A 23,919-nucleotide genomic window follows, 5' to 3' on the forward strand; every position below is an offset into this window, starting at 1 on the left:
ACAAAACACAGTACGGCGGCAACGAAGAAAGGGGGCGCGCTGTGAGGGAACTCCAGCATTTCCGTCCGTCGGTCGAGTTGAGTGTGTGCTCGACGAGGCCGAGATCGCCGGATGGCGATTCCTTCGTTCGTCCGGCTGGACGACCGTCCGCCGCCGGGTGGTGGGTATCCACCGTGAGGACCGTAGGACCGTGAGGACCGTGCGGACGTGCGGACGTGCGGACGTGCGGCCACCAGGCTGGTCGGGGTCCCGCTCACGGGCGGGACCCGTCGGTGACGAGGGCGTTTGGGTTTTCAACCGTCAGCGGGTCACGTCTGCGCCGGCCCCCTCAACAGCAGCTTGCGGGGTGGTGAGGACGACGGGGTCGTGCTCGTCCGCGCCGTAGTCAGACGCAGCGGTTGCGTCCACGCCGTCCCGCACCTTGAACGCCCGGAAGCCGAGGGTCAACAGGACGCTGATGACCGCGTTGACGGCGAAGGCGCTGATCGCGATATACACCGGAATGCCCGTGAACGGGAACGCCGCGATAGAGCCGCCGAAATGAGCGTGCGTGACGGGATTCTCCACTCCGTAGGCTGCGATGGTGCCGTAGATGATCCCGGCCGCCCAGCCCGCGAAGAGCGCCCAACGGTGGAACCACCGTGTGTAGAGTCCGGCGACAATCGCGGGGAAGGTCTGCAGGATCCACACACCTCCGAGCAATTGCATGTTGATAGCCGCTGACTGGTCCATGGCGATCACGAACAGCAGCGCCCCGAGCTTCACGATCAGCGACACGAGCTTCGATACGCGGAGCTGTTGACCCGAGCGGCCGAGGGCTTGATCAGGTCCCGGTAGATGTTCCGGGTGAAGAGGTTCGATGCGGCGATGGACATGATGGCGGCGGGGACGAGCGCACCGACCGCGATGGCCGCGAGGGCAACCCCGGCGAACCAGCCAGGGAAGTTGTCCAGGAACAATTGCGGCACGACGAGCTGCGGATTGATCTTCCCATCAAGCCCGATGGGCTTCGTTCCGGCCTTGATCGCCACGTAGCCCAGGAGGGCAAGGAACCCGAGCATCAGCGAGTACACGGGCAGCACGACCGCGTTCCGGCGGATGGTGTTGCGGCTCTTCGTGGCCAGCACGCCGGTGATCGAGTGCGGGTACATGAACAGCGCCATCGCCGATCCGAGCGCGAGCGTCCAGTACGCGTTGAAGCTCGCCGCGCCGGGAATCACGGATCCGACGGGCTTCCCGGTCGCGGGGCTGATCGCGCTCATTCTCGTGGTGGCCGCGGCGAAGATCTTCCCCCAGCCGCCCACGTGCGCCGGGAGGTAGATGATCGCGACGACGATGGCGACGTAGATGAGGACGTCCTTCACGACGGCGATGACTGCCGGAGCACGAAGTCCGGCGGTGTAGGTGTACGCCGCGAGGACCGCGAACGCGATGATCAAGGGCAGATCGCGAGTGAAGGCGTTGGAGCCGCCTCCCACCCCCAGCACGGACAGGACCGACTTGATGCCGACGAGTTGCAGTGCGATGTACGGCATCGTCGCGACGATGCCCGTGACAGCGATCGCGGTGGAGAGCAGACGACTTCCGTAGCGACCGCCGACGAAGTCCGCGGGAGTGACGTACCCGTGCCGGTGGGAAACCGACCAGAGCCGCGCCATCAACACGAACACGATCGGATACAGCACCACGGTGTATGGGACGGCGAAGAACCCGGACACTGCGCCGGTGCTCCACATCGCTGCGGGAACCGCGATGAACGTGTACGCGGTGTACAGGTCCCCGCCGAGGAGGAACCAGGTGATCCAGCTGCCGAAGCCGCGACTTCCCAGGCCCCACTCGTCCAGCGTCTTCATCCCCCGCTCAGCCCGCGGTTGCCGCCATCTCGCTGCGTAGAACCCCATAACAGCGACCCCGACGAAGATCACAATGAGCACCACCAACGCGACGACGTTGCCGCCGGTTCCGCGAGGTGCGGACCCGGCTGCGAGCAGCAGGCTGGATGCCGGATTCGCGTTCATCGGGTCACTTCCGTCGCACCGGCGCCATCCGCTCCGACCTCAGCCCGGGCCGCGTCCCTCCGTCGCCGATCTTCCGCCGATATTAACCGGTAGCAGATCCAGAGGATGATGGCGTCGCCGAACACCCAAAGCATCTGATACCAGTAGAAGAACGGAATTCCGAACAGCGCCGGTGCCGCGTGCGCGTACGTCGGCACCAGCAGGGGGACGACGATCCCCAGCAGGATCAGCACCCCCGACGCGACATAGGGACCTGGTCGTGCCGGAGCACGAGTGGGTGAAGACGGAACCGACATCAGCTTCCTCTCCTCGAAACAGCACTGTTTCTCGAACACCCGCGACGACCGCGACGCCAGGCAACGACGAACGTACCGGAGCCGCGAGGACAATGCCCACCGTGCCGACCATGAGGCCGCTTCATTCGTTCCGCCGAAGGTCCATGGCGTCACAGTGCGGAACAGCTGACTCAACGCGTTTACCGGGAAGAAGCCGACGTGACACTGTGGTCCTCGGTGGAGCTGACGACGGTTCCCACGTGCCCCTGGCCACGTTCCCAACAGCTCGTGAAGGCGTGTAACGACCCCGGCGGCGTTGAAGCGGGGAACGTCATGGTGACCCAGCACACAGCACGGCCAGGAGTAAGGCGGCGGTCAGCGCCCTCATACGTGCGCCGAAATGCCCCCCCTATGGGGTGCAGCCGCGAGTGTTCGCCGTTGTCGGATCCGGTTACCGTCGAGAAGATGCCTGAACTTTCCCCCGAACAGCAGGTCGCCGGCGCCGAAGATGCCCTCGTCCAAGCGATGCGCAGCGCCGACCTCATCACCCTGGAGAGATTGACCGCGGACGATGTCGTCTTCACGAACGCGGCGGGGCAGTCGATTGGGAAAGCGGAAGACCTCGACGCCTACCGAGCCGGCAGGATCCACCTTGACGATGTGACCGTCCTCGACCGTCAGGTAGCCGCTCATGACGGAGTCGGGCAAACCCGCATGCTCGCGAGCGTCACGGTCACCGACGGGCACGACCAGTCCCGCATCACCCTCAGCTGGGAACGCAGGTGGGAGGAACGCGGCGGCCTCTGGATCCTTGTAGCGGCTGACACTGCCCTTACCCGGTAAGTTCCAAGCCGCTGGCCGCACGGGCAGAGCGCTTGTGGCGGCTTCCCTCGTCATCAGCGGAGTCGATCCCCGTGGACCCCCCGGAGCGCATCGGGGTTCGTCGAACAGGTCGGCTCCTCGACGAGGAGCCCCGGGCGGTTCGACGCGTTGAGCACCGGGGAGACGTACCGGGTGGCGGAGCTCGAGGCGCAGGGCCCGTGCATCCTCGATACGTCAACGTACCCGCCGTGCGCTCGCGCCCGGGTTGTCTCGTTCGATCGTCCGTATGCCGGCGATGGATCCTCCGACTTCCTGACGAACGAGTACCCGCTCGTCGCGTTCATGGAGGAGGAGGGCCTGGACCTGACGTACTGCACCGACATCTGCGTTTTCGATCACCCGCAGATGCTGCTCCAGCATCGGACACTGGTCGGGTTGGACCACGACGAGACCTGGACGGACTCGGAACGGACCGGAGCCCTTCAGGCTGCCGCCCACGGCGTGAACATGGCTTTCTTCGGTGCAGCGACGCTCGTCCGGCATGCCCGCCTCGAACCGTCGCCGTTGGGGGCCGATCGGCAGGAAGTCGACTACCGCGACTCGAGCGAAGACCCTGCCAAGTCGGGCGGGAACCCGTGGGCCGTCACCGGGAACACTTGGGCATCGCCGCCGTCGTCCTGGAACGCTGCGGGTTTCCTCGGCGAGGCTTACAGCGGGTACCTCGAACCCGACACACCGAACGCGGGGATGCAGGTCCTCGAACCGTCGTCGTGGCTCTTCCGAGGCACCGGTCTCGTTGGCGGGAGCGTCATCCCGTCGGTGATCGGGTCCGACATCGACCACCTCGCGCCAGCCGCGGCCTCTCCGGCGAACGTCGAGGTCCTCACCCACTCACCGATCCCCCTGTCAAAGGCCTACACGAACCAGGGCGCGTGGAACGGTCAGACGTACTCGGATGGCACCTACACGACCGAGGCCAGCGGAGCGGGCGTCTTCGACAGCGGCGACAACATCTGGGTGGCGACGCTCCAGCCCTGTGCACCTGGGGCGGCATCGTGCCCTGCCACCGTCATGCGACAGATGACCGGGAACGTGCTGAGCCTGTTCGGCAAAGGACCCGCCGGTGCCACCGAGCCGTCCCACGGGAACCGCGCAGCTGTCCTGCAGGCGGGGTCCTGAACGGCTGACGACGCTGCTGACCGCCGATGACAACGCGGTCCGCGTGGTCAAGCTCGCGGTCTCGGTGGTGGCGCGGGCTTGTTGTCGCGGCAGGGGTGGAGCTGCCGGCCGTGGAGGGCGTGGTGACCGCGTCGGTCGGGTTCGCGGCGGCGGTGCTGGTGGTGGTGGTCGCGCCCGACGGTGGGCACCCCTGACGGCCTGGACTCACAGCCTGCGCTATCCCACTGCGCGACGACCAGGTATGTTCTTAGGGTTGCCTAACCAAACCTAGGAGCGGTGCTGATGAGTTTCGGATCAACCCTCGCGCTCGGCGCCATCGCGGGTGGCACGATCGTGTTGGGGTTGCCGGTCGGCAGGGTCCGTGCGATCGCGCCGTCCGTCCGCGTACTGCTGAGCGCCGGGGCGGTCGGTGTGTTGGTGTTCCTCGTTTGGGATGTGCTCTCGGCTGCGTGGAAGCCGATTGACGCCGAGCTGACCGGGCCGCTGCATCCAGGCACGCTTGCGGGTTTGAGTGTCCTGTTCGTCGTCGGAATCACCGCCGGCTTGTTATCCGTTGTCGGCTACGAGCGCTTCCTGCACCGCCGACGCGCGGCGAGCGACGTGGGGATCACAGCGAATAGGTCGTTGGCGCTGCTCGTTGCGGTGGGTGTGGGGGTGCACAACCTCGCCGAGGGTCTCGCTATTGGACAGTCCGCAGCCTCCCGGGCGCTTGGGCTTGCGACCGTGCTGGTGATCGGCTTCGCACTGCACAACGCGACCGAAGGATTCGGGATCGTCGCACCGCTCGCCGGCGACGCGGAGCGCCCGAGCTGGCGGTACTTGCTGCTGCTCGGCGCCATCGGGGGCGTGCCGACGTTCGTGGGAACGGCGATCGGCTGGGCGTACTCGAGCACCGTGTTGAGCGTGCTTTTCCTTGCTCTCGCGGCAGGGTCGATTCTGTACGTGATCATGCAGCTCCTCGCTATCGCGGGTCGAGCGCATCGCAACGACCTCGTCGCGTACGGCCTGCTCGCTGGTCTGTTCGCCGGGTTCGCCACCGACGCGGTCGTCACCCTCGGCGGCGCCTGAACCACGCGCCCGTCAAGCGGCCCGCGCAGTCAGCAGGACGCACCTCAGCCCTCGGTCTGGCGCATGAACGGGATGCCTACCCGTTCGAGCTCTCGGGGGTCAGCAGCAGCGGTCGGGATGGTGCGCGACGCCGATGTGGTGACCGGCTTGGCCGGCCGAGCGCTGCATTGTTACCGCTGCGGCGGCCGGGTGGCAGAGGCGACGAGGAGGTATGCGACAGTGCCGTAGGCGAGGTGGGGGACGAGGTCGCTGATCCAGTCCGTCACCGACCAGCGGCGTGGGTCAGTGACCTTCAGAGCAGTCATCGGCAGGTTCGACGTCATCAGCGCTGCACCGGCAGTGGCGAGGACACCGACACTCGTCCGCGGAGTCCAGCCCAGCGCCCGGGCAGTGCCAAGAGCTGCGCCCACCAGGATGCCGGTGCTGATTCCGAGCAGCGGGCCAAGACCTGCGACGCGGTTTTCACGGTGCTCCTCGTCGCCTGGGATGCTGATCCCCGTCGCTGCGGCGAGCCGCTTCACGGACTCTTCCGGCGTGCTGCTGGTCGGCCGTGCCCGCGCCACCATGTCGAGATAGCTGACAGCGTTCAGCGCTGTCGTTCCTGCCGCTCCAGCCGCGAACCCGATAGCAAGACCCCGCACAAGACCACTCATTATCGTGTTCTACTCCTACCGCCGTGGGTCGCCTCTCGATACCTCAACACACCAGCGGCTGCGTAGAGCGGGGTCGCGCGCTGTGCGGACCCCGCTCCTGCCGGTTAGGAGGCTGGCAGAAGTCCGAGCTGTTGCAGCATGCCCATCTGATCGCTGCTGCCCCAGCGTTCGACGAGGAGCCCGTCCTCGAAGCGGCTGATTTGCATGCCACGGATGGAGATCGTTTTGCCGGTTGCGGGGTGACCCATCAGCCCTCCCTGGTGGGTGCCGGTGAGGGTGTACGCGAACGACACGTTGTCCTCGTCGGCGACGAGCTGCTCTACCTCGATGTGGAGATCGGGGAACGCGGTGCGCATCTCGGCGAAGAAGTCCTTGTATCCCTGTGGCCCCGCGGCTTGCCCCGGGGCGGGATCATGGTCGACCGCGTTCGGCGCGACGAGCGCGTCGAGAAGGTCGAGCTGTCCGCTGTTCACAGCCTCACCGAACTTTTGCTGGGCTTCGATGTTTGATTCCGTGCTCATGGGTGCGGCTTTCCGTGCGTGGTGGCATCCGCGGTCGGAGCGGCCGCGGGGCTCAGAGGGTACCCCCGGCGGGTGGAGGGCGCCGGGGCTTTGCGGACCCGGTACGGCGGATGCCGGTCCCGGCGTGGGCATGCGCCGAGGTGCGAACCACGGAGGCGGGCGCGTTCTCCGCAGGCTGCGCGGCGGCCCGTCGGGGTCTCGGTCACGCCGAACTCGCGGAGGTCTTCGGGTCCATGCCACGCTTCCCCTCAAGCACGGTCGAGGTGGGGCCCGGGGCAACAACGTTCATTCGGCTCCCCCGGCGCGATGTTGGCGCCGTCCTGTGAGGTGGTGCCGGATCAGATCTCGGTGAAGTGCCATTGGTGGGGTGCACGTCGGACCAGGTCGCCGGGGTCTGCGGGGATTCGGGGGAGTGGGTCGCCCTGCATTCGTCGTGCCGCTGCCGCTGCCGCTGCCGCTGCCGCTGCCGCTGGCGGTCAGTCGGTGCGTGCGTCCGTGGCGCTCGGCCGCCCTGTCGCGCTCATCGTTCGACCAGCGGGGGGATCCGGGGGATCTCTTCCACGTGTAGGAGGTCGTGCTCGGTCAGCTTGAACGCGTCTGGGTAGGCGTCGCGTTGCGATCGGCGTGCTGGCTCGGTCGTGCGCCAGGTGTAGAGGCAGCGTTCGCACTGGCGCAGCTCCCACACCCCGGCCGCCGGGCTGAGGGCGATCGTCGCGATCGTTTCCGCGCCGCAGCGCGGGCAGACGGACTGAGACTCCGACGCGGTCATCGTTGCGCTCCGATCATGCTGGTGATGCGGGTGGTCCACGCGGCGGTCTCGGGGAGGTCGCGCACGGGCTGGCTGAAGTGGCCGCGGATGTCCGGTGCCACGGGTGTGGTTGCGTCGATGATGAGCTTGTCGGTGACGCCGGCAGGCGAGGAGCTGGGGTCGAGGGGAACGACGGACAGGTTTGGTAGCTGAACGAGGTCATCGGCGGGGTTCACTTTGGTTGACAGCGCCCACATGACCTGCGGCAGGTTGAACGGGTCGACGTCCTCGTCCACGACGATGACCATTTTCATGTAGCCGAGGCCGTGGGGGGTGGTCATGGCGCGCATGCCGACGGCCTTGGCGAAGCCGCCGTAGCGTTTCTTTGTTGACACGATGGCGAGGAGCCCGTGCGTGTACAAGGCGTTGACTGCCTGCACCTCGGGAAACTCCTCTTTGAGCTGCTGGTACAGCGGCACGCAGGTCGCCGGTCCCATCAGGTAGTCAATCTCCGTCCATGGCATACCGAGGTAGAGCGACTCGAAGACCGGCCGGGTGCGGTAGGAAACGCGCTCGATGCGGATGACGGGCATGCTGTGACCGCCGGAGTAGTGGCCGGTGAACTCACCGAAGGGGCCCTCGAGCTCACGCTTGCGGCTTTCGATCACACCCTCGATCACCATCTCGGAGCCCCACGGCACGTCGAAGCCAGTGAACGGCGCCGTAGCGATCGGGTACGACGCCTGCCGAATCGCGCCGGCCATCTCGTACTCGGACTGGTCGTAGCGCAGGGGAGTTGAAGCCATGAGGGTGATCACCGGATCGTTGCCGAGCGTGATCGCGATCGGCAGGTCCTCGCCGCGCTCCTCAGCCGCGCGCAGATGCAGGGCGATGTCGTGTGCGGGCACGGGCTGGATCCCCAGGCGGCGCTTGCCCTTGACCTGCATCCGGTAGATGCCGACGTTTTGCTTGTCGAAGCTTCCCGGGTCGTTGGGGTCGCGGGACACGACCGCCGCTTTGTCAATGTAGAAGCCGCCGTCGCCATCATTGAGGCGGAACAGCGGCAGCAGGTCGAAGAGGTTGATGTCCTCGCCCTCGACACTGTTCTCCCGCCACGGGGCGTTCTCTCGGCGCTCGGCCGCGATGGGGAACCCTTCCCACCGCCGGATGAACTCACCGACCTGCTCACGTGTGGAGGTTGTTGGCTCCATACCCATCGCGATGGCGTGGTTCGTCCACGAGCCGAGGGTGTTGAGGGCGACGGTCGCGTCCGTGAACCCGTGGATGTTGTCGAAGAGGAGCCCAGGGGCTGCGTCACCGATCCGGCCGGCGGCGTTCGCGGCGGCGGCGAGGTCGGGCTCTGCCTGCACCTCATCCGAGATGCGGAGCAGCTGCCCGTGCTCGTTGAGCGCGTCGAGGAACGACCTCAGGTCATCAAACGGCATCGGGTGTCCTTCCTGGTTGACGGTGTGCGGGGAACAGCGCGCTTACGCGCTCCGCGTGGAGGCCCTCCCAGCGCTGGGCGCGAGGGTGGGTCAGGTCGAACTGGTCGAGCACCCGGGCCACGACGTGATCGACGATGTCGTCGACGGTCTCCGGGTGGTTGTAGAAGGCGGGCATCGGTGGCACGATCCGCACGCCGAGCTCCGCGAGTGCCGCCATGTTCTGCAGGTGGATGGCGCTGAGCGGTGTCTCCCGCGGCACGAGGACAAGCTTCCGGTGCTCCTTGAGCACGACGTCGGCCGCTCGACCGAGCAGCTCGTCGGCGTACCCCGCCCGAATGCCGGCGAGGGTCTTCATGCTGCACGGAATGATCACCATGCCGTCGGTCCGAAACGACCCGGAGCTGATCTTCGCCGCTTGGTCCCCGGACCCGTATACGACGTCCGCCATCGCTCGGACGTCCGCGACGGAGTACGGCGTCTCAAGCTCGATAGTCGTGCGTGCCCAGCGGGAGAGCACCAGGTGCGTCTCCACCTCGGGGATACTCCCGAGCGCCTGGAGAAGCGCGACGCCGAGCGGCGCTCCCGTCGCCCCCGACATACCCACGATGAGTCGCATCGCTCCTCCTACTGTTCGTGTACGAACTATGCGGCGAGGATGACGCTACTCTGACCGTGTACGAACTGCAATGGCCGGAGGATAGATGTTCCACGAGACCGCGTTCCATCTCATGCGTGTGGTTCTGCAGGAACACGGCGCGCGTTGGACTGAGCGTCTACCCGACCTGACGAAACCCCAGTACGCGGTGCTCAAGGCCCTTGCCGGTACGGACGGTCTCGACCAGAAGGCGCTTGGCGAGGTGAGCGCGACCACGAAGGCCACCCTCGCCGAGATGCTCGGCCGCATGGAGACTCGTGGTCTCATCGAACGCCGCGCGGACACTGCAGACGCGCGCCGCCGGGTCGTGCTGCTCACCCCGGCGGGCAGCGCGAAGCTCGCCGAGGCCCGGATTGTCGCCGATGCGCTGGAACGCGAGATGCTCGGGGTGCTGCCGGAGGCGGATGTCGTGGGACTCGCGGATACGCTGACTCGTTTGCGGGCGGCAATACGCGCGTCGACGTCGCAGGACTGAAGGGAGCTACGGCGGTTCCGACGCTCCTTCCTGGCGCCCTTTTGAATTAACAACGGCCGTCCCGGGACCGTAGGTGACCTCAACCGCCCCTTGGGCTCGTGGTTTCGGGGGGGCGGTGGATCTGTCGGGCGATGCTGCGCCTGAGGGGGCGTTTGGTTTCGAGTCCGCTCGTACCGTCAGCGCGGCGGCGCTGGGTGCCGGCACCGCGCGTTCTGGGATTGCAGGAGAGGCGGACCCGGCGCGCCGTTTCTTGGGAGGCCGAGCGCAACGGCGTTCGCAGTGTCGGTTGTAGGGGAGCGGTTCAAGTTAGAGCATGGAGCTGAGGTCGGACCCGAGGGAGGGGTAGCTGGTGGGTGCGGATTTCAGCTGGCGGGTCGTGAGGCGAAGCTTGATGGCGAGCGCGAAGGTGTTGGTGAGTTCCGCGTATCCGCGGCCGAGCAGGTGCGCGCCGAGGATGGTGTCGGTGGTCCGATCGATGATGATTTTCGCTCTGGCCGTGTGCGCTCCGATCCGGTAGCTGGAGTACCAGCGGCTGGCGTCCGTGTTACGGATGATGATGTCGAAGCCCTGCGCGCGGGCTTCGTCCTCGAGCAGGCCCACCCGGTTCAGCTCGGGGAGGGTGAACACGGTGCTGGGGACGGCTGTGTATTCGGGGATGGTGGCCGCGCCCTTGAGCATGTTGGACGCGGCGACTTTCCCTTCGGACACTGCCACGGGTGTCAGCGGGCTGCCTGCGGTGTCGGCGACGTCGCCAGCGGCGTAGACGGCAGGGTTCGTGGTGCTTTGCAGGTGCCCCGCCACGGTGACGCCGCGACTGCTGACAGCGACATTCGCCGCGGCCAGGTTCAGCCCGTCCACGTTCGGCGTCCGGCCGGCGCCGTGGACCACAATGTCCGCGGCGATGGTGGAAGACCGGTCTCCCTGCGCCACGGTCACGGTGAAGCCGTCGCTGGTGGGATTGATGCGGGTGATGGTGGTGGAGGTATGCACGCTGATGCCGGTCTCTTCGGTGCTGCTGGTGAGGAGATCGTCGACGAGGTCGGGGTCGAAGCCGTTCAAGGGCCGGTCGCCGTGCTCGATGATGCTGCACGTGGCGCCGGCGCGGGCGGCGATGTGGGCGAACTCGAACGAGATGTACCCGCCGCCGACGAAGACGATGCGCGCCGGCAACGTGTCGAGGTTCAGAAAATCGGTGCTGTCGATCAGGTGCTCGTGACCGGGGAAATTCAGCGGTTTCGGGCGGGCACCGGTGGCGATGAGGAACCGGTCGGCGGAGTACTCGGTGCCACCGATATCGACCCGGTTCGGGCCGGTAAACCGAGCGGCCGTGTGGAACATGGTCACGGTGTTGCCAGCGAGTACCTGTTCGATGCCCTCCGGGACGGCGTCGGTGAAGCCGCGCTTGTGCCGCATCAACGCCGCCCAGTCGATGCGGATGCCGTTCTCGCTGATGCCGGTGTCGCCCATCAGGTGGGCGGCGTCAATGATTTCGGCGCCGCGGCGGAGGATCTTTTTCGGGTCGCAGCCGCGTAACGCGCAGGTCCCGCCGTACGGGAGCGGGTCGACGATGCCGACGTTCCATCCGGCGCCGGCGCACTTGTTCGCCGCGCTCACCCCCGCCATCCCCGCCCCGATGACGATGAGGTCAAAATCTGCGGTCATGCCGTCACCGTGCCGATCGCTTCGCGCAGTTGCGACAGGGTCGGTGCGCCCGCCGGGCCGTCGGGAGTGCGGTACCGGCGGCAGGCAAGCCCCACGGCTGCTGACGGATCCGGGAAAAGGTCAGATCCGTCCCGCAGGATGCTCGGCGAGCCGTGAAAACCGACGACTTCAGCATCCTCGGCGGTCTCGATCCTCTGGTGCGTGACGACGACGTCGGGGTGCTCGGCCGCGACAACGGCCAACCGGTCGGCAGCGACCGCCCAGTTCGGGCAGCCATCGAAGTACTGCAGCGTGATGTCCATGCCCGCCACGGTAAACGTTGCAGCACAGTGCAGGGTCAAGTGCAGGGTCAAGTGGTGAACTGGCGGCATGCGAATCGGAGAAGTGGCTGCCGCGACAGGCGTCACCGCGCAAACCATCAGGTTCTACGAACGGCAGGGCCTGCTCCCGTCGCCGGACCGACAGGGGAACGGGTATCGGGACTATGACGGCACTGCCGTGTCACGGCTCCGGTTCATTCGCGCTGCGCAAACCGCTGGACTGACGTTGTCCGAGATCGAAGGGATCATCTCCGTCCGCAACGGCGGTGAGACACCGTGCGGGCACGTGTCGGGATTGTTGACGGTGAAGCTTGCGGAGGTCCATGACCGGCAGCGCGAGGAGCTCCAGGACCTGCTCACGGGAAGTGAGCAGCTGGATCCGGCGGCATGCTCGGACAGCGCGGTGTGCCAGATTTTTGCCGCTCCCCATGCCGGTCGTGGCACCACGCGCTCGTGATGCAAACGGGCCGCGGTGGGGCCGTCGCGCAGCCGGCCGTGCTGCCATTACGGGTTGTTGGACTGCGATCCACATCACTGTTGCAGCGGCTCCGCCGTTCTCCGGGTCGTCCGCAACGACCTCGAACCGGATGACCCACTTCGAAGGAGCGGCACTGTGAAGGACATCACCGCAACCGCCAGAATCGGCCACACCGTCATCGCCCGCACCACCCACGGACGGCTCGTCGAAGGCAACGCCTACTTCCCCGAAGCGGACGTGCTGACCGACGCTCTCTCCTCGAGCGCATTGACCACGCTCTGCCCGTGGAAGGGCGTGGCCCGCTACCGGCACGTCACCCTCAACGGCGTCACCGTCAAAAACGCTGCCTGGACGTACCCGCTCCCGCTGCCCCTTGCCTGGTTCATCCGGAACAAAATCGCCTTCGAACCGAACACCGGCGTCACCGTCACCGGCAGCTGAGCTCCGCACCACCGCGCCGACGCGGCTCCCTACCGCAGCGGCCTCGAACCCCATCCACCCTTTTCAAGGAGACACCACTGTGAGTACCGATATGACGCAGTTCCCGGAAGCATCGCGTCCGTTCGCCGAACAACTTGAACGCCGCACCGCCAGGCTGCTGAACATCCACGCCGGCATGGCAGCGTCCCCCGCGGTCATCGCCGCGTTCGCGGGACTCAGCGCCGGCGTCGCCAAGCACGCCACCTTCGGCACGGCAACCCGGGAAGCGATCGCTCTCGCCGTCGGAAACCAGAACGGCTGCGACTACTGCCAAGCAGCGCACACCGTCTCCGCGAAACGGGCCGGCCTCACCGATGAGCAGATCCTCCAGATCCGTGCCGGCGAAGTCACCTTCGACCCGAAACTCGCAGCGCTCCTCGAAGTCGCCCGCGCCGCCGCAGCGAACACCGGCACGGTCCCCGCGGAGGTTCGAGACCACGCCTCCGCCGCTGGTTGGAGCGACGAGGAACTGCAGGAGCTCTTCGCCCACCTCGCCGTGAACCTCTACACGAACTTCTTCAACCACTACGCCGGCACGGAACTCGACTTCCCTTCCGCACCGTCCCTGACCTGAGCTGAGCTGACCTGACCGGCGCCCCTTTTGACGGGAGGACAGTGGTGTGATGACTCGGCAACCCGTAACCATCTTCTTCGACGTCAACGAAACCCTGTCCGACCTCAGCAGCGTCGCGGAGGCGTTCGAACTCGTCGGCGCCAGCAAGTCGCTGGCGCCCACGTGGTTCGCGAGCGTCCTCCGCGACGGGTTCGCGCTCACCGCGTCCGGCAGCGACGCCGTGTTCGGGGACATCGCCAGGAACAACGCCCGTGATGTGCTCAGCGACGCCCCCGTCACCGGTGACCTCGATGATGCAGTGGACCGTGTCATGGCCGCGTTTGCAGCTGTCTCGGTGCACCCCGATGTCGCCCCGGGTCTCCATGCACTCCACGCGGCCGGGTACCGACTGTTCACTCTCTCGAATGGGCCCACCAGCACCGCCGAGCGGTTACTGCGGGAGGCAGGTGCTTGGGAGAGCATCGACGAGTTCCTCACCGTCGAAGGACACACACCGTGGAAACCTGCTCGCGCGTCGTACCTGGATGCCGTAGCGCGCATCCGAAGCGAGGGGGCCGTCTACGTCGCCGCGGTGCATGCGTGGGACATCCACGGCGCATCGCAGGCCGGTCTGTCAACGATCTGGATCAACCGGTCCAGCCGTCACTATCCGGCACATTTTCGTCCACCGACCATCACCGTCAGCACTGTCGGCGAGATCCCAGCGCAGCTCTAAACACAGTGCAGCTAGGCAAGCCCGGAGCCATCACTTCCGGCAGCATCTCGCGGCCACCCTTGAATGTGGGAACGACGAGGTGTGGCGGAAAGGTTCGTATCTGCTACACGGTGGCTGTCGGTGGCCATTGACGGCCGGTTCTGGACGAGCGGGGCGGTTGAGCGGTCGATCGATGCGACAAGGGCTTGCCGTCGCTGCCGCCAGGTAGGGCTTCGCGCGCCGCGGACCCGAGCCGAGCCGAACCCTGTTCCTGGCGCCATCCACCGCGCCGGTGACTCGTCGCTGTGGGGTTGTGCATGCGGCCCGTCCTACGCTGAGTTTTCCGAGCGTCGGCAGCATGCTAAGGGGTCGACCAGCAACAGCGTCATGGAGGTCGCGGGGTGCCCTTGACCATCGTTCGGCGTGAACACGCCCACCTCTACGGGCGTGAACCTCGCTCCAGTGCCGCGACAAGCGCCGTGGAGGCGTTGCTGCGCCTCCAGCATGCTGAGGAGCGGCAGCTCGAGCAAGCCCGCATCGCAGTGGGCCTGTCGAAGAACGCGTTTCACGCGGTCCGCTACATGCTGCAAGCACAGCGCGACGGTCGGATCATGGGCTCGAAGGACCTCGCCGTGATGCTCAACGTGTCGACCTCGGCAGTGACGAAGATCGTCGACAGCCTCGTTGAGCGAGGCGACTTCGTCCGGGATCTGCACCCCACGGACCGTCGCGCGCAGGTTCTGGTGCCGACGGCGCAGGCTGGGAAGACGATCGACGAGGTGTATGCGCACTACCACCGTGTTGTAGTCGAGACGCTCGACGGTCTCCCCGAGGACGACAACGACGTCCTCACCCGCCGGTTAAACCAAATCGCCGACGCCCTCATCGCGGACGGCGTCGGCACGCCATTCGAGGACGAATACGTCGTTGCCGTCACCACCAAAAACGCTTCGCCCAGCGGAGAGCACATCGACGAGGACAGTACGGAACCTCGCGGAGCCCGCCGAGTGTGACACCCAGCAGCAAGTCCACAACGCCTCGTAGCTGACGCGCGCCAGCGTCTCCTCGGCGGACGCCACGCCATCGCCCACTCGATCAGCGTTTTGTCAAGTCCTCACCCTACTGACGCTGCGGGCGCATACTGCGCAGAACGGTGGTGCTCGCTCTTCTCTGGCACTGCCTCTGCCGCGCAGAAAGGCACCATCATGGCTGTGTTGTTCCTTCCCCGCCGACTGGTGGCGGTGATTGCGGGAGTTGGTATCGCCGCCTCACTGGCCCTCATCTCGACCTCTGCTGCGTCGGCGGCCACGGTCATCAACGGTCCAATCAACCTCGGCGCAGCCGCACCATTCGGTGTCCTCGGTGCCAGCGCTGTCACGAACACTGGTCCGACTCTCATCAACGGTGACCTCGGCGTCTCGCCGGGCACCTCGATCACCGGGTTCGGTGCCGCACCCAGCGGAGTGGTCATCGGCACGGTTCACCAGACGGACGCTGTTGCCGTGCAGGCGCAACGCGACACCACGACCGCGTACAACGTCGCTGCGTCCCTCACCCCGACGCGAACCGGGTTGACGGAACTGAACGGCCTGTCCCTCACTCCTGGCGTGTACTCCGGCGGCGCGCTCTCGCTCGCGAGCACCGGCACGCTCACCCTCGCTGGGACTGCGAACTCAGTGTGGGTGTTTCAGGCCGCATCAACCCTGACGATTGGTTCCGGCACGAGGATCATCACCACCGGCGGCGCGAGCTCGTGCAACGTGTTCTGGCAAGTCGGCAGCTCCGCCACGATCGGCACCGGAGCGCAGTTCCAGGGCACCGTCCTCGCCCAGCAATCAGTGACCGCAACGACCAGTGCGACGGTCGTCGGCCGGCTCCTCGCCCGAGTCGGCGCCGTCACTCTCGACACGAACACCATCACCGTCCCCAGCGGATGCCCTGCGTCTGGAACGCCCGCGCAAACCGTGTCGCCGACCATCACCTCGGGCACACCCCCGACAGCGACCGCCAGTCAGCCGTACTCGTACACCGTGAGCGCCACCGGAAGCCCGACACCGACCTACACTGCAACCGGCCTCCCCGCCGGCCTCACGCTGAACGGCACCACCGGAACCATCTCCGGCACCCCCACCACCTCAGGCACCTCGGCCGTGACGATCACGGCAACGAACGACACACCGCCGAACGCAACGACCGTCGTCAGGATCACCGTCCGTCCCGCAACCCCTGCTCCCACCCGAAGCGCAACTGGGAGCACCACCCCGGCGACCACGACCACGACCCCGACAGCGACGACCCCCTCGCAATCGTCCGGGAGTACAACCCCCGCGGCAACCCTTGGCGCCAACCGCAACCACGGTGAGCTCGCCTACACCGGCAGTGACCCGACGCTGCCGCTCAGCGTCGCGGCGCTCCTCCTCGCCGCCGGCACCGTCCTCATCACCGCGCGACGTCGCGCGGCACGCCATGACTGACTTTCTCCGGCTCCACCAACACCCGCGATCAGTTCCGGCCATTCGAAGGCAGGCGCAGCCGTCCAGCCATCGGAAGGGTGCTCATACCGTCCCTGGATGTCCGCGTGGCGAAGCAGTTGCGCTGCTGCCGGTTCATGCAACTCGCGACCATGGGCAGCAGGTGAACACGATGCTCTCCCGGTCGACGCCCTCGCCGATGCTGAACTGGCGAAGGTAGGAGTTGTTCGGTCGTTCCTGCGCGAGCCACTTCGCGCCCGCGTGTTCCGCGGCGGTGCGCTGCGCGCGGGTGGCGAGCAGCTGCGCGTCGATGTCGATGTCGATTGATGCGGGTTCAACACCGGGCATGGTGGCGTTCAAGATGTACTTTTCCTGCTCCCGGTACAGGTCGCCGTCGCTGCACACGAGGAGCGCGCCTCTTCAACGAAACCGACCAGAACCGGCAGCGCGGGGAATCCGCAGCCTATGCAAGCCGATCGGGAGGTCCCGGGACAATAAGACCCGGAGCGGTCCGTCGGCGGGGAAACGGAACGTCTCACGGAGTGCGGGCGCTGCTGGTCAGTCGGACCCCGTACGCAACGGGTGGGACAAAGCCGGCAAACTCGCTGCACTACGCCCCATCAGAGAGCACCTCGATTCAAGCGCAGGTGCCACTGTCATCGGACGGCAAGATCACGATCGCCAACTCCTCGACGACGACGAACCTCCTGGTGGATCTGCAGGGCTACTTCACCGCTGCAGGTAAGGGCGGCGCAGTCTTCACGCCGTCCTACGGGCGGGCGTATGACTCGCGTGCAACAGGCAACACGGCGCTTGCGGAGAACGAGACCCGGTCATCCAGATTGCAGGTACCGCCGGCGTTCCCGTCATGGGATCCGGCATCACGGCGGTCGTGCTGACCCTGATCGTGGCACACGGCGGCAGCAATGGTTACGCCGACGTGTGGGCAGACGGCACGACTAAGCCGAACACCACTGCAGTCAACTTCCAGACGAACGAGATCCAGACCAACACCATCACCGTTCCTCTCGGTGCGAATGGGAAGATCTCGCTCCGCAACGCCGCTCAGGCGACGAACTACGTCGTCGACGTCCAGGGTTGGTACGCGGACCCGCAGGCACCGAAGATCAGCTGCCCAGCTCAGTACGCCAACGGTGCGTGGGTCGATACCCTTCCCGCATCGGCAGTGAGTTGCTCCGTGTCTGCACCCGCGGCGCTGTCCTCCGACGCGACATTGTTCACCCTCGTGGACGGTGACAGCAGCCAGGAGTATCCGTTGAGCCCCTCAAGCACCACCCACGTCGCGACGTCGGGCCCTGCTTCCGCCGGCTGGCACACCGTCGACGCCATCATCATGCAGTCCGATGGAAGTACCTCCACCGAGAGCATTGCCTTCGGTCTGAACGACGGTGCCCCGAGTGCCACTGTTCGTGCAATTGAGGCCGCCAACCCGGAGGTGTTCCTCGGCCTTTCGCCGACGGCACCCGACGTCTCGGCCCGCTACGCGGTGCAGACCAGCGGCGACCAGGCGTCCAGCGTCCCGAGCAACGCCGCCGACGCTGTCACCGTGACCGCGACGGACACTGAGACCGGCGCGACGGCGAACCTGTCCGCGGGCCTGCCATTCGCTGGGACGGCAAGCACGGCGCGATCGGAGGCGAACGGCATTGTCAGCTTCGACAACGGCAACGGCTCGTACACCGTGCCCATCTCGCATGCCGACGGCAGCCTGGCGATTAACACGGTCCTGACCGGTCCGTCGTCGCCGACGTCGTTCGCCTACCCGCTCGACCTACCCAAGGGCGGCTCGGTGAGCGTGGACGACAACGGTGCGGTGCAGATCTCGGACGCGAGCGGCATGCCGGTGGGATTCGTCAACGCCCCTTGGGCCGTGGACGCGAACGGCGCCGACGTGCCGACTAAGTTCGTCGTCGATGGCAACGTCGTCACGCAGCAGGTCGACACGAGCGCACCCGGTGTGCAGTTCCCCGTCGTCGCGGACCCCAGCCTCTGGTCGGTGATTGGCAATGCGGTCGGCTGCGCGGCGGAGATCGCCGGTTTGGCGCTTGCCAGCGCCAAGGTGCTCCAGGCCTTCGTGAAGGCCGAGAAGATTATCAAGGGGATCAAGAAGGCCGTCTACTGGTACAACAAGCTGGGAGGGTCGATGAAGAAGGTGGTCGGACTGCTCAAGAAGTACGTCCAGAACCGGTCCAGCCTGTCGAAGACGCAGATCGAGGCGGTTTCCGGACTCTTCCACGAAACTGGGAAGACGCTCCTGAACATCATCGGACTCGGCTCCTGCTGGTCCCTGGCGACGGCGAACTACTGACGTGTCGGGCTTCTTCCACTGGGTGTCCGTGGGCGCCTTGCCTCTGGCCTCCGCGATGGTCGGCTTCCTGATCATTCACGGGCTCGACGAACGGGGGACCGAGGAGAGCGCCGGGATCGACGGCAAGACGCTGCTTATCTGCGGGCTCGTCGTCGTGGTGTGCTCGCTCCAGCTGGCCGGACAGCCGGCGATCGACCCGCTCTGGCTGCAGTACTTCCTGCTGGTCGGCACTGCGCTTGTTGCGGGTGCAGTCGCCAGGTACGTACTCGGGCGGCTCAGCACCCGGCATCACTGACACCGTTAGTAGTCACCGCCTGATGGCCGGTCCCCCGCAGCTGCAGGGGGCCGGCCATCAGGCGTCCCCCACGCTCTCACAGAGCTATTCAGCAATGAGCCGAACAAGGGGCGCATCCCGACGTCGCCCTGAGCCCCCGGCATTGCTTCGACAGTCGCGTAGTGCTCCTGAAACAACGGTGCTCCAAGCTCCTCGACGTTATGGCGTCTCGGGAGACTGTAGGACACCGTCGGCGTCGAGCAAGATCCACTTGTATTCTGCACTCCGCGTGGTCGAGTTCATCGGCCGAGGATATCGACCCCGCGCAGTACCGGTAGGGGCTCGTCAACCGGGACTGGTCGACGGTGGCGACGGGCCCGCGCGATCACTGGGCGCGACGCGTCTCACATAGACGTGGGCAGCTTCGCTCCGTGTCGTCGTTTTCGCGGCGCTCCGTGTCGTGCTGCGGTCCGGGCGGGGCAGCAGTCGATGGGACACTGCCGACGTGCAGATCAACGACCTGAGCGACGACGTCAAGGCGGTGTCCGCGTTCTACGCGCAGCGCCACAGCATCCAACGCACCGACGACTGGTTCGTGCTCAAACTCAATGAAGAGGTGGGCGAGCTGACGCAGGCGTACCTCGCGCGTGCAGGGCAAGCGCGAGACAAGGGGCGCTCCAGTGCCGAACTCGAGCAGGACTTCCGGTCCGAGCTGGCTGACGTTCTCGCGCAAGTGCTCTTGATCGCTCGCCGGTTCGACGTCGATCTGACCGAAGAGATCGATCGCAAGTGGCTCGTGTGGAAGCCGTCGCAGTAGCGGATCGGCAACCGGACGAGGCTGACGGCCCTGACAGTGTCCTGAATGACGATCCCTCACCGGGCGGCTTTCGGGGTCTGCAGTGCTGCTTCCGTAGTGGGGAGAATGAGCTGTGATCGAGACCTTGAGCCTTCCTATTTCCGTTACGGCCCGCGAGAGGAATGTCCTCGTTCGCAGGGCGACGCCCCACGACCTGGACGCGATTGTTCGGTTGCTGTCTGATGACCCGATCAGTGCCGGCCGCGGAGATGTCGCAAACGAGGACGCCGCCGCCGCCTACGCCGCCGCCCTGCACCAGATCATCGGGGACCCCAGCAACGAACTCATCGTGGCGTCGGACCGAAGAGGGGGCGTCGTGGGGACGCTGCAGTTGACGGTCATCCCGGGCATGGCTCGTCGGGGAAGCACCCGGTTGCTGGTCGAGGCGGTCCGCGTCGCAAGCACGAAGCGTTCTTCCGGGATCGGGAGCGCGCTGATGCGCTGGGTCGTGGAGCAAGCCGCAGTCGAACTCCGCGCTCCGCTGGTGCAACTCACCTCGGACGCCGCACGTGTCGACGCGCACCGGTTCTACAGCAGGCTCGGGTTCGTCGACTCCCACGTCGGCTTCAAGTTCACCGTCACGCTGCCCGATTCACCGACCACGTAGCGGATCGACAACTGCGTCGGGTGTCTGTGTAATTGCCCGTACGGTCGTCTCATGGGGAGAGACAAACTCATGGTCGAGGTTGGTACCGCAGCAGACATCCCCGCAGCCCAACAGCTGATCGACGGTGCGCGCCGCTGGCTGCGCTCCCGAGGGACTCGCAGCCGTCGCTCGGTCTTGGTCGGCCGCATGCTTCGCATCTAACGAATGTGTCCGCCAGCCGATCCTCCTCCGGACGAACGATCAAGTCGCCTTGGGCTCCTCGCTATCACCGCGCCCCGTCCGATCCGACCACTTACTGCGCAGTGCGACGGCGAGATCCTCTCTGAACTTGAGCCCAGAACAACCGTTCCCACGCCTCCGGATCGCGGTCGTACTCGGTCGCGGTCGTTCGGTAACGTTCGAACGACGCCGACGCGGCGTGCTCATCCCACGGACGGATCACGCGATCGTTCAGAAGCTGGGCACCGTAGTGCACTGGTGGGTTCCGGCGCCCTTGTCGCCACTGCCTCGTACTCGGCGTTCTCCGCAACCACGGTGAACCCAACGAGCAACTGGACTGCCGGCACTGTCGCGTTGCAGGACGATGATGCGAACACGGCTCTCTTCACCGCCACGAACCTCAAGCCCGGCTCGACTGGTCAGAACTGCATCACGGTCACTTCGACGGGTTCGTTGGCCTCGGCGGTGAAGCTCTATGGGACGAACGCTGCGACCACGAATGGCCTGTCGTCCTACGTCAACGTCACTGTGCAGCAGGGCACCGGCGGCGGCTTCGGGTCGTGCAGCGGGTTCACGCCGCTCGCTACCGGAGGCACCCTGTACGCAGGCACCCTCGCAGACTTCGCCTCTACCCACAGCAACTTCGCCAACGGCGTCGGGACGTGGACCCCCACCGGGTCCGCGTCCGAGGCACGCGTTTACGAAGTTTCCTACTCCGTGTCCTCAACAACTCCGAACACGGCCCAGGCCGGCACCGCGGCGCTCGGGCTCACCTGGGAAGCCCAGAACAGCTGAGTGAGTGCGCCGGGCCGCGCGTGACGGCGCGCGGCCCCGCGGCTTCACGGCCCGTCACCACGATCACCACGAAGCACACCGGTGCTTCGTTCCGTCAACATCAGCCCGTCCCAACCGATGGTGAGGAGCGCGTCATGACCACCAGCACCATCCAGGCCACGACCGCCGCCGCGTCAATCAGGTCCAGTGAACGACGCGAGCACCTGCACGACTGGGCCCGACTGCTCCTTGCCACCGCTGCGCGCGGCCTCATCGTCACTGTTCTCGGCATGGCGTTCTGGGCCGCCGCTCCCGCGCTGATCGGATGGCAGCCCACAACCGTGATGACCGGATCCATGGAGCCCCGCCTGCACCCGGGCGACGTCGTTGTTGCTCGACCGGTCGCCCCCACGCCGCTTCGCGTGCAACAGATCATCCTCTTCAATGACCCCGACCAACGCGGACACCTTCGCCTGCACCGCATCCACGACACCGGTGCGAACGGCCGGCTCATCACCAAAGGTGACGCGAACCCCCAGGCCGACTCCACACCGATCACCCGCACCGCCGTCGAAGGCGTCGCCGTCATCCGCGTCCCGTACATTGCAACACCTATCATGTGGATCCGAGACGGACAATGGGCACGGGTCGCCGCGGTCATCCTCGCCCTGACCGGGTTGGCGTTCCTGGCAACTATTGACGCGCCCCTCCGCCGCAGGAGCGCCGCGGGCAACCTCGAAGACGCGGACGGCCACGACGACAACACCAGCATCCCGGTCAGCGATCCCGGCGTGCCGCCGTTCCGAGCGGCAAAGCGTCGCACGCGCATCGGCGCCGGACTCGTCACCGTCACCGTCACCGTCCTCACCGTCGCGGCAGTGCTGATCGGGCCCTCGGAAGCGACCGCTGCGCCGTTCAGCGGCCTCACGAACACGTCGAGTTCGTTGGCGGCAGCGGCGACGTTCCCGTGCCTCGGACGGACCATCACCAACTCACCGACCGTCGACTACGGCTTCAACGCCGCATCCGGTGCGACCGAAACCGATCTCGGTTCCAGCGGCACGAACGGTGTCCTCTCCGCCGGCGTCAGCCGCGCCGTGGGTACTTGCGGGTCCAGCCCGTACGTCACCCTGGACGGCGCCTCGGGGCAGATCACCTCGGCGAACCCGAACCCCATCAGTGCCCCCTCCACCTTCACCGTCGAAGCGTGGATCCGCACCACCAATGCCGCCGGGAAGATCATCGGCTTCGGCAACACCCGGACCGGCACCTCAAGCTCCTACGACCGCCACCTCTACATCACCTCCACCGGACACGTCGCCTTCGGCGTCTACAACGGCGGGTACATGACCCTCACCTCGAGCGCGACGGTCACTAACGGCGTGTGGCACCACGTCGTCGGCACCATGTCCAGCACCAATGGCATGACACTGCACCTCGACGGTGCCACCGTCGCCACCAACACCAACACCACGGCCCAAGCGGACTCCGGTTGGTGGAGGATCGGCAACGACAATCTCAACGGCTGGCCCAACGCTCCCACCGACTCCCACTTACACGGCGACCTCGACGACGTTGCGGTGTACTCCGGCACCGCTCTCACCACCACGCAAATCACAGCCCTGTACAACGCCGGCCGATGATCAACACCACGACGAACACCGCCGATTTGTTGGCGCGCAGCAGTGAGCCCCAAGAGGTGATCAGCTGCTGCGACGGGTTGTCGTCTCGATCTGCTTAGCGTGCTCCGCCTCCGCCTCCGCCTCCGCCTCCGCCTCCGTGTCCGCCCTGACCGGGGGCGGCGTGGTGCTCACGCTGGAGTGACTCGGGGAGACGCATCAGGAGGCACCATCGGTTGCCCTCCGAGTCGCGCTCGTAGGAGAACTCGTAGGAGAACTCGTAGGAGAACTCGTCCATGAGCAGCTCAATCATCACGATCCCACGCCCGGACTCCGTTAGCTCCTCCGGATCCGGCATCGCCCGACGGAACGGCACGTGCGCCTCAGCACCGCTGTCACTGAGCACCGCTTCCAACGTTGTCGACGTTCGCCGGAGCAGCAGCTCACACAGCACGCGCGCTTGTATCGGCGTGCTCGATAACGTTCCCCGCGAGCTCGACCAGCGCCGTTTCGAACCGCATTCGCTCCCGGCCGCCGAGATCACCGTTGAGGGGGCAGAAGTCATCGACCACCATCGTCGGCGGAGGCGTCGCCTCTGTGGGCATCGGCCTCGTCGTCGCTGCGCTCCTCGGCGCGATCTGACAACGACAGCCCAGCCCCTCCGAGAGGTGTTCCGGTAGCCGATCGTCTACCGGACGCGCGC

The 23,919-nt window shown here is 66.3% G+C and carries 28 protein-coding genes and 2 pseudogenes; 16 read left to right on the forward strand and 14 right to left on the reverse strand.

The window, feature by feature from the left end:
• Nucleotides 1-300: 300 nt before the first annotated feature.
• Genes J7E22_RS17610 through J7E22_RS10005 form a run of 3 tightly spaced genes read right to left on the reverse strand, consistent with a single transcriptional unit; the run spans nt 301 to nt 2,251 of the window.
• On the reverse strand, nt 301-777 hold the full coding sequence (locus J7E22_RS17610; protein ID WP_251008964.1) for a hypothetical protein: 477 nt from the start codon (nt 775-777) through the stop codon (nt 301-303).
• Nucleotides 768-2,018 (reverse strand): sodium:solute symporter, encoded by a 1,251-nt coding sequence (locus J7E22_RS10000; RefSeq protein WP_251008965.1) that lies wholly within the window; start codon nt 2,016-2,018, stop codon nt 768-770. The genes J7E22_RS17610 and J7E22_RS10000 overlap by 10 nt, the downstream gene beginning before the upstream one ends.
• The gene (locus tag J7E22_RS10005; RefSeq protein ID WP_214981596.1) at nt 2,015-2,251 is read right to left on the reverse strand and encodes a DUF3311 domain-containing protein; all 237 of its coding nucleotides are present in this window, start codon (nt 2,249-2,251) and stop codon (nt 2,015-2,017) included. The genes J7E22_RS10000 and J7E22_RS10005 overlap by 4 nt, the downstream gene beginning before the upstream one ends.
• Before the next feature lie 507 nt (nt 2,252-2,758).
• On the opposite strand from J7E22_RS10005, the gene J7E22_RS10010 reads away from it, so the two are divergent.
• The 3 genes from J7E22_RS10010 to J7E22_RS10020 all read left to right on the forward strand — a co-directional run bounded on the left by J7E22_RS10010 (nt 2,759) and on the right by J7E22_RS10020 (nt 5,362).
• Complete coding sequence (locus J7E22_RS10010; protein WP_214981597.1) at nt 2,759-3,136, forward strand: nuclear transport factor 2 family protein; 378 nt, start codon at nt 2,759-2,761, stop codon at nt 3,134-3,136.
• Between the two features lie 147 nt (nt 3,137-3,283).
• The gene (locus tag J7E22_RS10015) at nt 3,284-4,294 is read left to right on the forward strand and encodes a N,N-dimethylformamidase beta subunit family domain-containing protein (protein WP_214981598.1); all 1,011 of its coding nucleotides are present in this window, start codon (nt 3,284-3,286) and stop codon (nt 4,292-4,294) included.
• Nucleotides 4,295-4,630: 336 nt separating this feature from the next.
• Nucleotides 4,631-5,362, forward strand: a complete 732-nt coding sequence (locus J7E22_RS10020) for a ZIP family metal transporter (RefSeq protein WP_214981599.1) — start codon at nt 4,631-4,633, stop codon at nt 5,360-5,362.
• 170 nt (nt 5,363-5,532) lie between these two features.
• Here the strand turns inward: J7E22_RS10020 and J7E22_RS10025 are convergent, their stop codons facing one another.
• The 5 genes from J7E22_RS10025 to J7E22_RS10045 form a co-directional block, all read right to left on the reverse strand.
• On the reverse strand, nt 5,533-5,883 hold the full coding sequence (locus tag J7E22_RS10025) for a hypothetical protein (protein WP_251008966.1): 351 nt from the start codon (nt 5,881-5,883) through the stop codon (nt 5,533-5,535).
• Nucleotides 5,884-6,119: 236 nt separating this feature from the next.
• Nucleotides 6,120-6,536 carry an ester cyclase gene (locus tag J7E22_RS10030; protein WP_214981601.1) on the reverse strand — a complete coding sequence of 139 codons (417 nt, stop codon included), beginning with the start codon at nt 6,534-6,536 and terminating at the stop codon, nt 6,120-6,122.
• 520 nt (nt 6,537-7,056) lie between these two features.
• Nucleotides 7,057-7,305 (reverse strand): non-oxidative hydroxyarylic acid decarboxylases subunit D, encoded by a 249-nt coding sequence (locus J7E22_RS10035; RefSeq protein WP_214981602.1) that lies wholly within the window; start codon nt 7,303-7,305, stop codon nt 7,057-7,059.
• Complete coding sequence (locus J7E22_RS10040) at nt 7,302-8,729, reverse strand: non-oxidative hydroxyarylic acid decarboxylases subunit C (protein WP_214981603.1); 1,428 nt, start codon at nt 8,727-8,729, stop codon at nt 7,302-7,304. The genes J7E22_RS10035 and J7E22_RS10040 overlap by 4 nt, the downstream gene beginning before the upstream one ends.
• Nucleotides 8,719-9,345, reverse strand: coding sequence for a non-oxidative hydroxyarylic acid decarboxylases subunit B (locus J7E22_RS10045; RefSeq protein WP_214981604.1), 627 nt, complete (start codon nt 9,343-9,345; stop codon nt 8,719-8,721). Before J7E22_RS10045 ends, J7E22_RS10040 begins: the two co-directional genes overlap by 11 nt.
• Nucleotides 9,346-9,430: 85 nt before the next feature.
• Here J7E22_RS10045 and J7E22_RS10050 point away from each other — a divergent pair, with 85 nt between their 5' ends.
• Entirely contained in the window at nt 9,431-9,859 is a 429-nt protein-coding gene (locus J7E22_RS10050) for a MarR family winged helix-turn-helix transcriptional regulator (protein WP_214981605.1), read from the forward strand.
• A 306-nt stretch (nt 9,860-10,165) separates the two neighbouring features.
• On the opposite strand, the gene J7E22_RS10055 is transcribed toward J7E22_RS10050, so the two are convergent.
• On the reverse strand, nt 10,166-11,521 hold the full coding sequence (locus J7E22_RS10055) for an NAD(P)/FAD-dependent oxidoreductase (protein ID WP_214981606.1): 1,356 nt from the start codon (nt 11,519-11,521) through the stop codon (nt 10,166-10,168).
• Nucleotides 11,518-11,823, reverse strand: a complete 306-nt coding sequence (locus J7E22_RS10060) for a thioredoxin family protein (RefSeq protein WP_214981607.1) — start codon at nt 11,821-11,823, stop codon at nt 11,518-11,520. The genes J7E22_RS10055 and J7E22_RS10060 overlap by 4 nt, the downstream gene beginning before the upstream one ends.
• 67 nt (nt 11,824-11,890) lie before the next feature.
• Between J7E22_RS10060 and J7E22_RS10065 the strand changes: the two genes are divergently transcribed.
• The 6 genes from J7E22_RS10065 (at nt 11,891) to J7E22_RS10090 (ending at nt 16,541) form a co-directional block, all read left to right on the forward strand.
• Nucleotides 11,891-12,298 (forward strand): heavy metal-responsive transcriptional regulator, encoded by a 408-nt coding sequence (locus J7E22_RS10065; RefSeq protein ID WP_214981608.1) that lies wholly within the window; start codon nt 11,891-11,893, stop codon nt 12,296-12,298.
• Between the two features lie 156 nt (nt 12,299-12,454).
• Nucleotides 12,455-12,760, forward strand: coding sequence for a DUF427 domain-containing protein (locus tag J7E22_RS10070; RefSeq protein ID WP_214981609.1), 306 nt, complete (start codon nt 12,455-12,457; stop codon nt 12,758-12,760).
• A gap of 79 nt (nt 12,761-12,839) precedes the next feature.
• Nucleotides 12,840-13,373, forward strand: a complete 534-nt coding sequence (locus J7E22_RS10075; protein ID WP_214981610.1) for a carboxymuconolactone decarboxylase family protein — start codon at nt 12,840-12,842, stop codon at nt 13,371-13,373.
• 49 nt (nt 13,374-13,422) lie between these two features.
• Entirely contained in the window at nt 13,423-14,088 is a 666-nt protein-coding gene (locus J7E22_RS10080; protein WP_214981611.1) for a haloacid dehalogenase type II, read from the forward strand.
• 380 nt (nt 14,089-14,468) lie between these two features.
• Nucleotides 14,469-15,080, forward strand: a complete 612-nt coding sequence (locus tag J7E22_RS10085) for a MarR family winged helix-turn-helix transcriptional regulator (protein WP_214981612.1) — start codon at nt 14,469-14,471, stop codon at nt 15,078-15,080.
• 192 nt (nt 15,081-15,272) lie between these two features.
• Nucleotides 15,273-16,541: an ice-binding family protein gene (locus tag J7E22_RS10090; protein ID WP_214981613.1), complete on the forward strand. Its 1,269-nt coding sequence runs from the start codon at nt 15,273-15,275 to the stop codon at nt 16,539-16,541.
• A gap of 132 nt (nt 16,542-16,673) precedes the next feature.
• Here the strand turns inward: J7E22_RS10090 and J7E22_RS10095 are convergent, their stop codons facing one another.
• Complete coding sequence (locus J7E22_RS10095; protein WP_308159214.1) at nt 16,674-16,943, reverse strand: Hsp20/alpha crystallin family protein; 270 nt, start codon at nt 16,941-16,943, stop codon at nt 16,674-16,676.
• 463 nt (nt 16,944-17,406) lie between these two features.
• On the opposite strand from J7E22_RS10095, the gene J7E22_RS10100 reads away from it, so the two are divergent.
• The 6 genes from J7E22_RS10100 (at nt 17,407) to J7E22_RS10125 (ending at nt 23,240) form a co-directional block, all read left to right on the forward strand.
• Nucleotides 17,407-18,867 (forward strand): hypothetical protein, encoded by a 1,461-nt coding sequence (locus tag J7E22_RS10100; RefSeq protein WP_214981614.1) that lies wholly within the window; start codon nt 17,407-17,409, stop codon nt 18,865-18,867.
• A 1-nt stretch (nt 18,868) separates the two neighbouring features.
• Nucleotides 18,869-19,162 carry a hypothetical protein gene (locus tag J7E22_RS10105; RefSeq protein WP_214981615.1) on the forward strand — a complete coding sequence of 98 codons (294 nt, stop codon included), beginning with the start codon at nt 18,869-18,871 and terminating at the stop codon, nt 19,160-19,162.
• A gap of 484 nt (nt 19,163-19,646) precedes the next feature.
• A complete protein-coding gene (locus tag J7E22_RS10110) occupies nt 19,647-19,958 on the forward strand; it encodes a MazG nucleotide pyrophosphohydrolase domain-containing protein (protein ID WP_214981616.1) in 312 nt (103 codons plus the stop codon).
• Nucleotides 19,959-20,070: 112 nt separating this feature from the next.
• Nucleotides 20,071-20,604, forward strand: a complete 534-nt coding sequence (locus J7E22_RS10115; protein ID WP_214981617.1) for a GNAT family N-acetyltransferase — start codon at nt 20,071-20,073, stop codon at nt 20,602-20,604.
• Between the two features lie 534 nt (nt 20,605-21,138).
• The gene (locus tag J7E22_RS10120) at nt 21,139-21,618 is read left to right on the forward strand and encodes a hypothetical protein (protein WP_308159215.1); all 480 of its coding nucleotides are present in this window, start codon (nt 21,139-21,141) and stop codon (nt 21,616-21,618) included.
• A gap of 134 nt (nt 21,619-21,752) precedes the next feature.
• Nucleotides 21,753-23,240, forward strand: coding sequence for a signal peptidase I (locus J7E22_RS10125; protein WP_214981618.1), 1,488 nt, complete (start codon nt 21,753-21,755; stop codon nt 23,238-23,240).
• A 94-nt stretch (nt 23,241-23,334) separates the two neighbouring features.
• Here the strand turns inward: J7E22_RS10125 and J7E22_RS18420 are convergent, their stop codons facing one another.
• The 3 genes and pseudogenes from J7E22_RS18420 to J7E22_RS10135 form a co-directional block, all read right to left on the reverse strand.
• Nucleotides 23,335-23,529, reverse strand: coding sequence for a hypothetical protein (locus J7E22_RS18420; protein WP_374193268.1), 195 nt, complete (start codon nt 23,527-23,529; stop codon nt 23,335-23,337).
• Nucleotides 23,530-23,556: 27 nt separating this feature from the next.
• Nucleotides 23,557-23,760, reverse strand: a pseudogene (locus J7E22_RS18425) (hypothetical protein); the annotation flags it as partial.
• Nucleotides 23,660-23,919, reverse strand: a pseudogene (locus J7E22_RS10135) (hypothetical protein); the annotation flags it as partial. The pseudogenes J7E22_RS10135 and J7E22_RS18425, both read right to left, overlap by 101 nt.

Origin of the sequence: Curtobacterium sp. ISL-83 (genome assembly GCF_018613895.1) — a bacterium.
Taxonomy (GTDB): domain Bacteria; phylum Actinomycetota; class Actinomycetes; order Actinomycetales; family Microbacteriaceae; genus Curtobacterium.

What these genes read in the sequence shown, in the direction of transcription:
- J7E22_RS10060 (WP_214981607.1), bottom strand. Translation starts at nt 11,823, where the DNA reads ATGGACATCACGCTGCAGTACTTCGATGGCTGCCCGAACTGGGCGGTC.
- J7E22_RS10125 (WP_214981618.1), top strand. Translation starts at nt 21,753, where the DNA reads ATGACCACCAGCACCATCCAGGCCACGACCGCCGCCGCGTCAATCAGG.
- J7E22_RS10010 (WP_214981597.1), top strand. Translation starts at nt 2,759, where the DNA reads ATGCCTGAACTTTCCCCCGAACAGCAGGTCGCCGGCGCCGAAGATGCC.
- J7E22_RS10055 (WP_214981606.1), bottom strand. Translation starts at nt 11,521, where the DNA reads ATGACCGCAGATTTTGACCTCATCGTCATCGGGGCGGGGATGGCGGGG.
- J7E22_RS10035 (WP_214981602.1), bottom strand. Translation starts at nt 7,305, where the DNA reads ATGACCGCGTCGGAGTCTCAGTCCGTCTGCCCGCGCTGCGGCGCGGAA.
- J7E22_RS10000 (WP_251008965.1), bottom strand. Translation starts at nt 2,018, where the DNA reads ATGAACGCGAATCCGGCATCCAGCCTGCTGCTCGCAGCCGGGTCCGCA.
- J7E22_RS10030 (WP_214981601.1), bottom strand. Translation starts at nt 6,536, where the DNA reads ATGAGCACGGAATCAAACATCGAAGCCCAGCAAAAGTTCGGTGAGGCT.
- J7E22_RS10080 (WP_214981611.1), top strand. Translation starts at nt 13,423, where the DNA reads ATGACTCGGCAACCCGTAACCATCTTCTTCGACGTCAACGAAACCCTG.
- J7E22_RS10090 (WP_214981613.1), top strand. Translation starts at nt 15,273, where the DNA reads ATGGCTGTGTTGTTCCTTCCCCGCCGACTGGTGGCGGTGATTGCGGGA.
- J7E22_RS18420 (WP_374193268.1), bottom strand. Translation starts at nt 23,529, where the DNA reads ATGATTGAGCTGCTCATGGACGAGTTCTCCTACGAGTTCTCCTACGAG.
- J7E22_RS10065 (WP_214981608.1), top strand. Translation starts at nt 11,891, where the DNA reads ATGCGAATCGGAGAAGTGGCTGCCGCGACAGGCGTCACCGCGCAAACC.
- J7E22_RS10100 (WP_214981614.1), top strand. Translation starts at nt 17,407, where the DNA reads ATGGGATCCGGCATCACGGCGGTCGTGCTGACCCTGATCGTGGCACAC.
- J7E22_RS10050 (WP_214981605.1), top strand. Translation starts at nt 9,431, where the DNA reads ATGTTCCACGAGACCGCGTTCCATCTCATGCGTGTGGTTCTGCAGGAA.
- J7E22_RS10040 (WP_214981603.1), bottom strand. Translation starts at nt 8,729, where the DNA reads ATGCCGTTTGATGACCTGAGGTCGTTCCTCGACGCGCTCAACGAGCAC.
- J7E22_RS10045 (WP_214981604.1), bottom strand. Translation starts at nt 9,345, where the DNA reads ATGCGACTCATCGTGGGTATGTCGGGGGCGACGGGAGCGCCGCTCGGC.